At 65.4% G+C, this 12,887-nt stretch carries 11 protein-coding genes; 8 read left to right on the top strand and 3 right to left on the bottom strand.

Features of this window, described 5'->3' with window-relative positions:
- The first annotated feature begins 80 nt into the window (after positions 1-80).
- The 5 genes from JEY66_RS29355 to JEY66_RS29335 all read left to right on the top strand — a co-directional run bounded on the left by JEY66_RS29355 (position 81) and on the right by JEY66_RS29335 (position 5,973).
- Complete coding sequence (locus JEY66_RS29355; protein ID WP_026192552.1) at positions 81-2,396, top strand: bifunctional salicylyl-CoA 5-hydroxylase/oxidoreductase; 2,316 nt, start codon at positions 81-83, stop codon at positions 2,394-2,396.
- On the top strand, positions 2,393-3,172 hold the full coding sequence (locus tag JEY66_RS29350; RefSeq protein ID WP_016845840.1) for an SDR family NAD(P)-dependent oxidoreductase: 780 nt from the start codon (positions 2,393-2,395) through the stop codon (positions 3,170-3,172). The genes JEY66_RS29355 and JEY66_RS29350 overlap by 4 nt, the downstream gene beginning before the upstream one ends.
- Before the next feature lie 11 nt (positions 3,173-3,183).
- The gene (locus JEY66_RS29345; protein ID WP_026192553.1) at positions 3,184-4,023 is read left to right on the top strand and encodes an enoyl-CoA hydratase family protein; all 840 of its coding nucleotides are present in this window, start codon (positions 3,184-3,186) and stop codon (positions 4,021-4,023) included.
- A gap of 1 nt (position 4,024) precedes the next feature.
- Complete coding sequence (locus JEY66_RS29340; RefSeq protein ID WP_018270781.1) at positions 4,025-4,420, top strand: RidA family protein; 396 nt, start codon at positions 4,025-4,027, stop codon at positions 4,418-4,420.
- Between the two features lie 311 nt (positions 4,421-4,731).
- Positions 4,732-5,973 (top strand): flavin-dependent oxidoreductase, encoded by a 1,242-nt coding sequence (locus tag JEY66_RS29335; RefSeq protein WP_018270782.1) that lies wholly within the window; start codon positions 4,732-4,734, stop codon positions 5,971-5,973.
- A 224-nt stretch (positions 5,974-6,197) separates the two neighbouring features.
- Here the strand turns inward: JEY66_RS29335 and JEY66_RS29330 are convergent, their stop codons facing one another.
- Positions 6,198-6,650, bottom strand: a complete 453-nt coding sequence (locus JEY66_RS29330) for a cupin domain-containing protein (protein ID WP_026192554.1) — start codon at positions 6,648-6,650, stop codon at positions 6,198-6,200.
- A 21-nt stretch (positions 6,651-6,671) separates the two neighbouring features.
- Entirely contained in the window at positions 6,672-7,838 is a 1,167-nt protein-coding gene (locus JEY66_RS29325; RefSeq protein ID WP_018270784.1) for an ABC transporter substrate-binding protein, read from the bottom strand.
- 275 nt (positions 7,839-8,113) lie between these two features.
- On the opposite strand from JEY66_RS29325, the gene JEY66_RS29320 reads away from it, so the two are divergent.
- From JEY66_RS29320 to JEY66_RS29310, 3 genes are all read left to right on the top strand, one after another.
- Positions 8,114-8,608, top strand: coding sequence for a MarR family winged helix-turn-helix transcriptional regulator (locus tag JEY66_RS29320; RefSeq protein WP_016845834.1), 495 nt, complete (start codon positions 8,114-8,116; stop codon positions 8,606-8,608).
- Between the two features lie 3 nt (positions 8,609-8,611).
- Positions 8,612-9,427 (top strand): alpha/beta hydrolase, encoded by an 816-nt coding sequence (locus tag JEY66_RS29315; protein ID WP_018270785.1) that lies wholly within the window; start codon positions 8,612-8,614, stop codon positions 9,425-9,427.
- Positions 9,428-9,583: 156 nt separating this feature from the next.
- Positions 9,584-11,227, top strand: coding sequence for a benzoate-CoA ligase family protein (locus tag JEY66_RS29310; RefSeq protein ID WP_018270786.1), 1,644 nt, complete (start codon positions 9,584-9,586; stop codon positions 11,225-11,227).
- Between the two features lie 45 nt (positions 11,228-11,272).
- Here JEY66_RS29310 and JEY66_RS29305 read toward each other — a convergent pair whose 3' ends face one another.
- Positions 11,273-12,886, bottom strand: a complete 1,614-nt coding sequence (locus tag JEY66_RS29305; protein ID WP_026192555.1) for a DHA2 family efflux MFS transporter permease subunit — start codon at positions 12,884-12,886, stop codon at positions 11,273-11,275.
- Position 12,887 lies beyond the last annotated feature (1 nt).

The following is a 12,887-nucleotide window of genomic DNA, read 5'->3' as shown; positions in this document are numbered from 1 at the left end:
GCCGAAGCCAGAGCATGATCCGGAAAGGTGGCACCGGGTTTTCCGAGACGATCATGCCCAAACGGAAAGGCGAGAACGCCATGCGAATCGTTTGCATTGGAGGCGGGCCGGCCGGGCTTTATTTCGGCATCCTGATGAAGATGCTGGATCCCGCGCACGTCATTTCGGTGGTCGAGCGCAACCGGCCTTACGACACCTTCGGCTTCGGTGTGGTGTTCTCGGATGCGACCATGGACAACATGCGCAGATGGGATCCGGTCACCGCTGACACGATCGAGCAGGCCTTCAACCACTGGGACGACATCGAGGTCCTGATCAAGGGCCGCCGCATGCGCACCACCGGCCACGGCTTCGTCGGCATCGGCCGCAAGCGGCTGCTCAACATCCTGCAGGCGCGCGCCGAGGAGCTCGGCGTCGAGCTGATCTTCGAGCGCGAGGTGAATTCCGATCTCGAGTTTCCCGATGCCGATCTGATCGTGGCATGCGACGGCGTCAACTCGAAGATCCGCACCAAATACACCGAGGCCTTCCAGCCCGACATGCTGATGCGGCCGAACCGCTATATCTGGCTCGGCACCAACCGTCCGTTCGACGCCTTCACCTTCGACTTCCGCAAAACCGAGCACGGCTGGTTCCAGGCGCACATCTACAAGTTCGAGGAGGGCGCGGCGACCTTCATCGTCGAGACCACCGAGGAGGCCTATCTCGCCCACGGCCTCGACAAGATGGAGCAGGGCGATTCCATCGCGTTCTGCGAGAACGTGTTCGCGGAAATCCTCGAGGGGCATCATCTGGTCTCGAACGCGCGGCATCTGCGCGGCTCGGCCTGGCTGTCGTTCCCCAGGCTGATCTGCGGCAAATGGACCACGTTCAACGGCAACAGCCATGTCGTGCTGATGGGCGATGCCGCCCACACCGCGCATTTCGCGATCGGCTCCGGCACCAAGCTCGCGCTGGAGGATGCGATCGAGCTGACCAACCAGTTCAAGATCCACGGCGCGACGCGGGACAGCATCCCGGCGGTGCTGAAGGCCTACGAGGAGCTGCGCCGGGTCGACGTGGCGCGGATCCAGAACGCCGCGCGCAATGCGATGGAATGGTTCGAGGTGGTCGGCTCGCGCTATGCCGACACGCTGGAGCCGGAGCAGTTCATGTATTCGCTGCTGACCCGCTCGCAGCGCATCAGCCACGAGAATCTGCGGCTGCGCGACAGGACATGGCTCGAGGGTTATGAGCGCTGGTTCGCGGAGCGCAGCGGCGTGGCCGCGACCAACGACCGCGTGACGCCGCCGATGCTGACGCCGTTCCAGATCCGCGGCCTGTCGCTTCATAACCGGATCATCGTCTCGCCGATGGCGATGTATTCGGCGGAGGAGGGCGTGCCGACCGACTTCCATTTGGTCCATTTCGGCTCCCGCGCGCTCGGCGGCGCCGGCCTTCTGTTTACCGAGATGACCTGCGTCTCGCCGGAAGCGCGGATCACGCCCGGCTGCTGCGGCCTGTGGAATGACGCGCAGGCGGCGGCCTACAAGCGCATCGTCGACTTCGTGCATCAGAATTCGCAAGCGAGGATCGGCATCCAGCTCGGCCATGCCGGCCGCAAGGGCTCGACGCGCGTCGCCTGGGAAGGCATGGATGAAGCGCTGCCGGACCATAACTGGCCGCTGGTGTCGGCTTCGTCAGTGCCTTATCTGGCCGACGGCCAGATTCCGGAGCCGATGAGCCGCGCCGAGATGGACGAGGTGCGCGAGCAGTTCGTCGCCGCAGCCAGGCGCGCTGCGGCCGCGGGCTTCGATATCCTGGAGCTGCATTGCGCGCACGGCTATCTGCTGTCGAGCTTCCTCTCGCCGCTGACCAACCGCCGCATCGACGACTATGGCGGATCGATCGAGAACCGCGCGCGTTATCCGCTGGAGGTGTTCCGCGCCGTCCGCGCGGTGTGGCCGGAGGACAAGCCGATGTCCGTCCGCCTGTCCTGTCACGACTGGGCCGAGGGCGGCAATACGCCCGACGATGCGCTGGCCTTCGCAAAGCTGTTCAAGGAGGCGGGAGCCGACCTGATCGACTGCTCCTCGGGGCAGGTCTGGGCCGACGACCATCCGGTCTATGGCCGGCTGTACCAGACACCGTTCGCCGACAAGATCCGCAACGAGGTCGGCATCGCCACCATCGCGGTCGGCGCGATCTCGGAGGCGGATCACGCCAATTCGATCATCGCCGCCGGCCGCGCCGATCTCTGCGCCATCGCGCGGCCGCATCTCGCCGACCCGGCCTGGACGCTGCATGAGGCCGCGAAGATCGGCGTCAAGCAGATCGCCTGGCCGAAGCAGTACCTGTCGGGCAAGTCGCAATACGAGGCCAATCTCGAACGCGCGGCTGCGGGGGTGAAGGCATGATGAGGTTCTGGCCCAACGCACATGCGCTGGTGACCGGTGCCGGTTCCGGCATCGGCGCCGCGACGGCGATCGCGCTGGCAAAAGCCGGCGTGCGCGTCAGCATCGCCGGGCGACGGATCGACGCGTTGAAAGCGACGGCGGCATCGCTCGACAAGCACGCCGGCATCGCTGTTTCGATCGACGTGACGGATGAAGCTGCGGTGACCAAGGGTATCGCGCAGATCGAGACCGAAGTTGGCCCGATCGATATTCTCGTCAACAATGCCGGCAAGGCCGCGAGCGCGCCGTTCGACAAGACCGGCGCGGCGCTCTGGGCGGACATGCTGGCGAGCAACCTCTCCAGCGTGTTCCTGGTGACGCATGCCGTGTTGCCCGGCATGGCGCAGCGCGGCCGCGGGCGTGTGATCAACGTGGCCTCGACCGCGGGTCTCACCGGCTATGCCTATGTCTCGGCCTATGTCGCGGCCAAGCACGGCGTCATCGGCCTCACGCGCTCGCTGGCGCTGGAATATGCACGGCGCGGCGTCACCGTGAATGCGGTCTGTCCCGGCTACACCGATACGCCGCTGGTGGCGGATGCCGCCGCCAACATCGTCGCCAAGACCGGCCGCAGCGAGCAGGAGGCGCGCGCTGCGCTTGCCAAGGTCAATCCGATGCAGCGGCTGGTGACGCCGGAGGAGGTCGCCGACGCCATCCTCTGGCTTGCCTCCGAGGGCGCATCGTCAATCAACGGACAAGCCGTCGCGGTCGCCGGCGGCGAAGTCTTTACCGGGTGAAGGAACACGTCATGTCCGAGATGAAAGCAAAGCTCCGGCCGTTCAAGGATTATCCCGCAAAGCACTTCCGCTGGCAGGTCGATGCGAGCGGCCGTGTCGCGACCATCACGCTGAATCGGCCGGACAAGAAGAACCCGCTGACTTTCGAGTCCTATGAGGAGCTGCGCGATCTCTTCACCAATCTCAAATACGCCTCCGATGTCCGCGCCATCGTGCTCACCGGCGCCGAGGGTAACTTCTGCTCCGGCGGCGACGTGTTCGAGATCATCGAGCCTCTGACGCGGATGGCGATGCCGGACCTGCTCGCCTTCACGCGGATGACGGGCGAGGTCGTGCGGGCGATGCGCAAATGCCCGCAGATCATCGTCGCTGCGATCGACGGCATCTGCGCCGGGGCCGGCGCGATGCTGGCGCTGGCGTCCGACCTGCGGCTGGCGACGCCGCAGGCCAAGACCGCGTTCCTGTTCACCCGCGTCGGCCTCGCCGGCGCCGATATGGGCGCGTGCGGGTTGTTGCCGCGCGTGATCGGGCAGGGCCACGCGGCCGATCTGCTCTACACCGGGCGCGCGATGAGCGCCGAGGAAGGCTTTGCGTGGGGCTTCCACAACCGTCTGGTGCCGCCGGCGGAGCTCGCCGGTGCCGCGCAAGACCTGGCGCGCTCGCTCGCCGATGGGCCGTGGTTCGCGCATGGCGTGACCAAGACGATGTTCAACCAGGAATGGGCGATGGGCGTCGACGAGATGATCGAGTCGGAAGCGCAGGCGCAGGCGATCTGCATGGTGACCGGCGACTTCCGCCGCGCCTTCGAGGCGTTCGCCGCCAAGCAGAAACCGGCCTTCGAGGGCAATTGAGATGATCGAGATCCTGCAACCGGAAGGATGGGCCAAGCCGATCGGCTACGCCAACGGCATGGCCGCGCGCGGCAAGCAGCTCTTCATCGCGGGCCAGATCGGCTGGAACGGACAATGCGTGTTCGAGACCGACGATCTCGTGGCGCAGATCGGCCAGACCCTGCGCAACATCGTCGCAGTCGCCGCCGCCGGCGGCGCCGGGCCCGAGCACATCGTGTCGATGACCTGGTACTTGCTCGACCGCAAGGAATATTCCGCGCGGCTGAAGGAGATCGGCACGGTCTATCGCGACGTGATCGGCCGGCGCTTTCCGGCGATGACCGCGATCCAGGTTGCCGGCCTGATCGAGGACCGCGCCAAGGTAGAAATCCAGGCGATAGCGGTGGTGCCGGATTGATCGGAATAAGCATGAGCGTAATCCGTCATCCCCGCGCAATGGCTCCGCCATTGTCGCTGGAGGAGCGCGGAACGCGCGTCTCGAAGGATCGACGGCCCGGACTGTGGCCGTCGACCCTTCGAGACGCCGCTTCGCGGCTCCTCAGGGTGACGGGAACGCATTGGAGAGCGCTGAGCCAATGTTAAGCCTAAGCGAAAACACCTTCTGCAGGCCCGAGTCCCGGGCCGCAAACCCGCTTGCGGCCGGACAACGGGGCATGCGACCCTAGGCCAAAGCGTAAAAGCGTCCTGTTGTGAGTGGAGGTGAGGACGATGAAGGCGATTATCGTCGGAGGCGGAATCGGGGGCCTCACCACTGCGCTGATGCTGCGCTCGCGCGGCATCAGCTGCGAGCTGTACGAGCAGTCCGAGACGATCCGCGAACTCGGCGTCGGCATCAACACATTGCCGCATGCGATCCGCGAGCTGGCGGGGCTTGGTTTGCTCGACAAGCTCGACGAGGTCGCGATCCGTACCTATGAGCTGTTCTATCTGACGCGACATGGCCAGCAGGTTTGGCACGAGAAGCGCGGGCTCGATGCCGGCCACGACGTGCCGCAATTCTCGATCCATCGCGGCCGTCTGCAAAGCGTGATCCATCAGGCAGTGATCGACCGGCTTGGCGCGGATGCGATCCACACCGGCTGCCGGCTCGGCTCCTTCACCCAGGATGAGGGCGGCGTCTCGGCCTATTTCTTCGATCGCAGTGGCGCCCATGTGCACACGGCGCGCGGCGACATCCTGATCGGCGCCGACGGCATCCACTCGAAAGTGCGGCAGACGCTGTTTCCGGATGAGGGCGGGCCGTGCTGGAACGGCCTGATGTTGTGGCGCGGCGCCACCGACTGGCCGGCCTTCCTGACCGGGCGCTCGATGATCATCGCCGGTGGGCTGAACGCCAAGGCCGTGATCTATCCGATTGCGCCGGGCTCGAGTCCGGCAAGCCGCCTCACCAACTGGGCGGTGCTGGTGCGGATCGGCGACGGCACCTCGCCGCCGCCGCGCCGCGAGGGCTGGTCCAATCTCGGCCGGCGCGACGAGATGATGCCCTATGTCACGAGCTTCACGATCCCGCAGGTCGATTTCGCCGGCCTGATCAGCGCGACGCCGGAGTTCTGGGAGTATCCGTGCTGCGACCGCGATCCCTTGCCCTATTGGTCGAGCGGCCGCGTCACGCTGCTCGGCGACGCCGCGCATCCGATGTATCCGGTCGGCTCGAACGGCGCATCGCAGGCCATTCTCGATGCGCGCTGCCTGGCCGACATGCTGGCGCGATCGGAGCATCCGCGCCAGGCGCTGGCGGCCTATGAGCGGCAGCGGCTGCCGATGACCGCCGACATCGTCGCCTCCAACCGCCGCGGCGGGCCGGAGGGCGTGATCGACGCCGTCGAGCAGCTCGCGCCGCAGGGCTTTACCGACGTCGACACCATCCTCAATTACGAGGCGCGCGAGGCGATCGTCCGCGGCTATGCCGCCAAGGCCGGCTTTGCCGCGCGCGTGGTGGCGCGGCAGTAGGGTAGTCGGACGGAGAGCGTACGAGTCCCGAGGCTGCTGCCCCTCATGGTAACGAGGCGCGCAACACTCGATCCGTCACCCCCGCGCAAAGGCTTCGCCTTTGTCGCTGGAGGAGGCCGCAACGCGGCCGTCTCGAAGGGTCGACGGCCACCAGCGGGGCCGTGCATCCTTCGAGACGCCGCTTCGCGGCTCCTCAGGATGACGGAGAGAAGCCGGCGCGTATGCTACGCCGGAGGCGGCGGGAGGAAGTGGATGTTGTGTTCGGCAGCGAGCCGCACCACGTCATCCGGGTTCTGCTCCTTCATGTTGTGGATCGCCCAGAACAGGTCGTAGAGCCTCCGCGTCGGCGACACCCAGAACAGCGTCTTGGCCGGCTGCTGTGACTTGTTGAAGATGCCGTGCGGCTTGCCCATCGGCAGCCGCACCAGATCGCCAGGAGTTGCGGATTCGTCGGCACCGTCGAGCATGAAGTCGAGCTTGCCCTCGAGGATGTAGAGGTATTCGTCCTGGTCGGGATGGATATGCGGCGGCACGAAGGTGCCCGGCGGGAAGGTGGCGTGCCAGGAGAACGAATGCTCGGTGCGGCTCTTCGGCACATAGGTCTGGCCGAGGATGCTCCAGGAAATGCCCTGGATGCCCTCATTGGCGCGTGTGATGCCGGCGATCTCGTCTTTCATCGTCATGTTTCCTCCTGATCTTTACTTGGCCGCGCAGTCTTTGGCGTAGCGGTCGCCATAGTTCGAGAACACTTTCTCGACGATCTCGGTCTGGAACTTGCCGTCCGGACGTTTCGCGACCTTGGTGAGGTAGAAATCCTGGATCGGATAGCCGTTGTTGCTGAACTTGAAGTTACCGCGCAGCGAGGTGAAGTCGGCCTTTTTCAGCGCCGCCGCGACCGCGTCCTTGTTGGAGAGGTCGCCCTTCACGGCCTTGACGGCGCTGTCGATCAACAGCGCCGCGTCATAGGCCTGCATGGCATAGGTGCCGGGCACGCCGTTATAGGCCGCCTCATAGGCGGCGACGAACTTCTTGCTTTGGGGATTGTCGAGGTTGGGTGCCCAGTTCGCCCCGCCGAACATGCCGACCGCTGCGTCCTGCTGCGCGGGCAAGGTGGATTCGTCGACGGTGAAGGCGGAGAGCACCGGCACGGTGGCGCCGGCCTGCTTGTATTGCTTCACGAGGTTCACGCCCATCCCGCCCGGCATGAAGGTGAACAGCGCGTCAGGCTTCAGTGCGGCGATCTTGGACAGCTCGGGCTGGAAATCCAGCGTGTTCAGCGGCGTGTAGGATTCCTCTGATATCTCGCCCTTGTAGTCGAGCTTGAATCCGGCGACGGAGTCGCGGCCGGCCTGATAGTTCGGCACCAGGAGGTAGACGCGCTTGTAGCCGCGGTCCTGCGCCACCTTGCCGAGGATCTCGTGCACCTGGTCGTTCTGGTACGACGTCACATAGAAGAACGGGTTGCACTCCTTGCCGGCATAGCTGGAAGGGCCTGCGTTCGGGCTGATCAGGAAGGTCTTGCTGTCGGTGACCGGGCGGTGGATCGCCTGCAGGATGTTGGAGAAGATCGGCCCGACCACGAAGTCGACCTTGTCGCGCTCGAGCAGGCCGCGCACCTTGACCACCGCGCCGTCGGGCTTCAGTTCGTCGTCGGCGTTGACGATCTCGACATCGCGGCCGGCCATCTTGCCGCCGAGGTCCTTGATCGCGAGCGCAAAGCCGTCGCGGACCTGCTGGCCGAGCGCCGCGGCCGGGCCGGAGGTCGTGACCAGCACGCCGATCTTGATCTTCTCCTGCGCGGTCGCCGGGGTGACCGCGACACCGAGCAGCGCCGCCAATCCCGCGAGCTTCGTCAATTGTTTCATCTCACTCCCCCAACCATTGGCTTGATGCTTCGGCTGCCGATTTGGCCACAGCTTAGTCTGACGCGCGCGACCGCTGCAAGCGATGCGGCATTGCGTCAGGATGATCGCCGCGGACCATGCAAGCGCCGCGCCAATTGCTTGAAGTTTAAAGAAATTGCAGGATCGCCCAGGCGTATCGGGCACGATTCGCAATTGTCCTTGCGGGACGCCGCGAATTGCTTGAAGCTCAAAACAACTGGTCCGACCGGAACCCGCCGCGGAGGCACGATCGCCGCATGATCCTCGATTCCGAAACCAAAGCCGTCGAACTGCCCGACGATCACGGCACCGAGCTGCGGCTGTGGCTGCGCCTCTTGACCTGCACCACGCTGATCGAAGGCGAGGTGCGCAGCCGGCTGCGCGAGAAGTTCGACGTCACGCTGCCGCGCTTCGATCTGATGGCCCAGCTCGACAAGGTGTCCGACGGCATGACGCTGTCGGACCTGTCGAAGCGGATGATGGTATCCAACGGCAACGTCACCGGGCTGGTCGAGCGCCTGGTTGAATCAGGCCATCTCGATCGCCGCACCTCGGAGACGGACCGCCGCGTGCAGTTCATCCGGCTCACAAAACTCGGCCGCGCCGAATTCCGCAAGATGGCGGCCGAGCACGAGAAGTGGATCGCCGATATCTTCGGCGATCTCTCGCCGAAGGATATCCGCGAACTGATGCGTCTGCTGGCCAAGGCCAAGGGATCGGCGCAGCGCTCCGCCAAGGCGAGGAGCGCTTAAGCCGTGACCGAGGTCGATTACGAGGTCGAATACAACAACCGGGCGCGGGTGCCGGAAAATCCGGCGCTGATGGCCGGCTGGGCGAGGGACGCCGCGGCCTATCGCGAGCAGCATCCGCCGCGGCGGCTGACCTATGGTCCGGGCAGCCGCAACGTCATCGATCTGTTCGAAGGCGATCGTGACGGCACGCTCGTGGTCTTCATTCATGGCGGCTACTGGCAGGCGCTCGACGGCTCGTCATCGAGCCACTGCGCGCGAGGGCTCAATGGCCACGGCATCAGCGTCGCGGTGCCAAGCTACGATCTCTGCCCCAATGTCACGGTCGGCGACATCATCGGCGAGATGCGTGCGGCGTGCCGCGAACTGGCCAGGCTCGGCCGGCCGCTGGTCGTGTCGGGGCATTCCGCAGGCGGACATCTTGCCGCATGCATGCTCGCGACCGATTGGCCGGCCTATGATGCGTCGCTGCCGATGGACCTAGTCAGGGCTGCTTACGCGATCTCCGGTCTGTTCGAGCTTGAGCCATTGGTCGGCACCTCCATCAACAAGGCACTTGGCCTCGACGGCGCCGCAGCCCGGGCGGCGAGCCCGCTGTTCTGGACGCCGCCTGCGGGCGCAACGCTCGATGCGGTCGTCGGCGGCGCCGAGAGCGCGGAATATCACCGGCAGAGCCGAACCATCGTCGATGTCTGGGGCAAAGCGGGCGTTGCAACGCGGTTCGGCGTTGTGCCCGACGCCAATCATTTCACCGCGATCGCGCCGCTCGCCGACCCGGGCTCGGCGATGGTCGCGCGGCTGAAGCAGCTTACGCAAATCTGAGGTTCTGAAGGATCGGCCAGCGATTGCCACGCGATTTCCGCCTTGCGCCGAATTATTTTAAGTATAAAATGATTGGCGATTGGAACGCTGCCGGGCGTCCTTGTTCTTCTCGACGTTGGTCTTGGCCTTTCTGGATGGAAAGCGAGGGGCAATCGAATGTCAGGTGAATTTCCCGGGCTCGGCCCATCCGGGCATGTCGACGATTTCGCGCGGCGCAACCTGCCGCCATCGGCGCAGTGGCCGCAGCTGCTGCTCGACCGGCCGGAGTTTCAATATCCGGATTATCTCAACGCCGCGGTCGAACTGACCGACCGCATCGTCGAGCAGGGGATGGGCGATCGCATCGCGCTGATCGGCAACGGCCGCCAGCGCACCTACAAGGAACTGACCGATTGGTCGAACCGCCTGGCGCACGCGCTGGTGGAGAACTATGGCGTCAAGCCCGGCAATCGCGTGCTGATCCGTTCAGGCAACAACCCGGCACTGGTCGCGGCCTGGCTCGCGGCGACCAAGGCCGGTGCCGTCGTCGTCAACACCATGCCGATGCTGCGCGCCGGCGAACTGGCCAAGATCGTCGACAAGGCCGAGATCTCGCTGGCGCTGACCGACAGCCGCATCGCGGATGAACTGGTGGCCTGCGCCAAGACCAGCAAATTCCTCAAGCAGGTCGTCAATTTCGACGGCACGCAGAACCACGATGCCGAGCTCGACCGCATCGCGCTGAACAAGCCGGTCAAGTTCGATGCGGTGAAGACCGGCCGCGACGACGTCGCGCTGCTCGGCTTCACGTCGGGCACGACGGGCGAGCCCAAGGCGACCATGCACTTCCACCGCGATCTGCTGATCATCGCGGACGGCTATGCCAGGGAAGTGCTCAAGGTAACGCCGGACGACGTGTTCGTCGGCTCGCCGCCGCTCGCGTTCACGTTCGGCCTCGGGGGACTGGCGATCTTCCCGCTGCGCTTCGGCGCCACCGCGACATTGCTGGAGAATGCCGCGCCGAGCGAGATGATCCGGATCATCGAGACCTACAAGGCGACGATCTGCTTCACCGCACCGACCGCCTATCGGGCGATGATGGCGGCGATGGACAAGGGCGCCGACCTGTCGTCGCTGCGGCTCGCCGTCTCGGCCGGCGAGACGCTGCCGGCGCCGGTATTCGAGAGCTGGACCAAAAAGACCGGCAAGCCGATCCTCGACGGCATCGGCAGCACGGAGCTGCTGCACATCTTCATCACCAACCGCACCGGCAGCGCCGTCGGCGGCACCACGGGCACGCCAGTCTCGGGATACGAGGCCAAAATCGTCGACGAGGACATGAACGAGCTGCCGGCTGGCCAGGTCGGCAAGCTGGCGGTGCGCGGCCCGACCGGCTGCCGCTATCTCGCGGATTCCCGGCAGACCAAATATGTCCGCGACGGCTGGAACATCACCGGCGATGCCTTCGTCCGCGACGAGAACGGCCGGCTGTCTTTCGTGGCGCGGGCCGACGACATGATCATCTCGGCGGGCTACAACATCGCCGGCCCCGAGGTCGAGGCGGCGCTGCTCGGCCATCCCGATGTCGCGGAGTGCGCCGTGATCGGTGCGCCGGACGAGGAGCGGGGACAGATCGTCTCGGCGTTCATCGTGCTGAAGCAGGGCGCGCGCACCGACGAGGTCGAGGTCAAGCTGTTGCAGGATCACGTCAAGGCGACGATCGCGCCGTACAAATATCCGCGCGCGATCGCCTTCGTCGAGGCGCTGCCGAAGACCCAGACCGGGAAGATCCAGCGCTTCAAGCTGCGCGAAGCAAGTTGACAAGCAAAGGGGGAGGGCGACGGCCCGCGGCCGCCGCCCGGCAAATCAATGCGCCGCGCCGCCGCCGGCCGCGTTCTTCGGCTTGCCGGTCAAGAGGATCGCGATCGCGGCGAACACCAGCACGATGCCGATCACGGCAAAGGTGTCGCTGAAACCAAGCACCAGGGCCTGGCGCTTCACGATATTGCCGAGCGCCACGATCGCCTGGTGATGCGCGGTCGCCGGATCGGAGATGCCGTGGCTGAGGAAGTAATTGGTCACCTCGGCGATCCGGGTGCGCACTTCCTCGCGGCCGAGGTCGACCGACTGGCCGATGATGTTGGAGTGGAACTGCTCGCGCTTGGTGACAATGGTGGCGAGCAGGGCCGTGCCGATCGCGCCGCCGAGATTGCGCATCATGTTGGAGATGCCGGAGGCCGCCGCGGCATCCTGCGGCGCGACGCTGCCGAGGCTGACCGCGGATAGCGGGGCCAGCATGATCGCCTGGCCGATCGCACGGACGATGTTCGGGACGAAGAACTGGTCGCCGGAGTAATCGAGCGACATCGCGATGTTCATGAAGGAGGAGGCCGCGAACAGGATCATGCCGGTGAAGGCGATGAAGCGCGGGTCGAAACGCTGCATCAGCTTCGGCACCAGCGGGATCAGGATCAGCTGCGGCAGGCCGGTCCAGGCCAGCACCTGGCCGATCTGCTCGGCGTTGTAGCGCTGCACCTGGCCGAGATAGGCCGGCAGCAGGTAGACCGAGCCGAACAGCGCGAAGCCGACGAACACCGCCGAGATGGTGCCGAAGCCGAAGCTGCGCTGGGTCAACAGGCGCAGCCGGATCAGCGGCTTCTCGACGACGAGCTCGATCCAGACGAACAGAGTGAGGCTGACCGCCGCGATCACCGCGAGCTTGACGATGAAGGGCGAGCCGAACCAGTCGTTCTTGTTGCCTTCCTCGAGCACGGCCTGCAGCGACGACAGGCCGATCGCCATCGTGGCGATGCCGAGCCAGTCGCCCTCGCGCAGCAGATGCAGCTGCATCGGCTGGCGTTCCAGCGTGAAGTAGAGCGTGATGACCATCACCGCGGTCGGGATCACGTTCACGAAGAAGATGGTCTGCCAGCCGTAATTCTCGGTGAGATAGCCGCCGATGGTCGGTCCGATCGCGGGGGCGAAGGTCACGGCGAGCGCGAACATGGCAAGGCCGACCGGCTGCTGGGCCTTCGGCAGCTTGGTGAAAACCAGCGTGAAAGCCATCGGGATCAGCACGCCGCCAAAGAAGCCCTGCAAGCCGCGCATCGCGATCATCGAGGGCAGGTCGTGGGTGAAGGCACAGGCGACCGAGAAGATCGCAAACAGGGTAGCGAAGCCGATGATGATCTTGCGGAAGGAAAACACCCGGCTGAGATAGTCGGTCAGCGGGATCACCACGATCTCGCCGATCAGATAGGAGGTCGAGATCCAGGAGCCGTTGTCGACGCCGGTTCCGATGCCGCCCTCGATGTTGAGCAGCGAGGCGTTGGTGATCTGGATGTTGAGGATCGCCATGAAGGCGCCGATCATGGCGGCGACAATGGAGATCCAGACCGCCATGCTGGCGCGGTTGGGATCGGCCGCTACAGTTGCCGCGCGGGGCGCAGCAGCCGGGGAGGAGAGCGCGAGATCGGACATG

This window comes from Bradyrhizobium elkanii USDA 76 (genome assembly GCF_023278185.1).
Classification (GTDB): Bacteria; Pseudomonadota; Alphaproteobacteria; order Rhizobiales; family Xanthobacteraceae; genus Bradyrhizobium; species Bradyrhizobium elkanii.
This window is presented reverse-complemented; position numbering and strand designations above follow the sequence as displayed.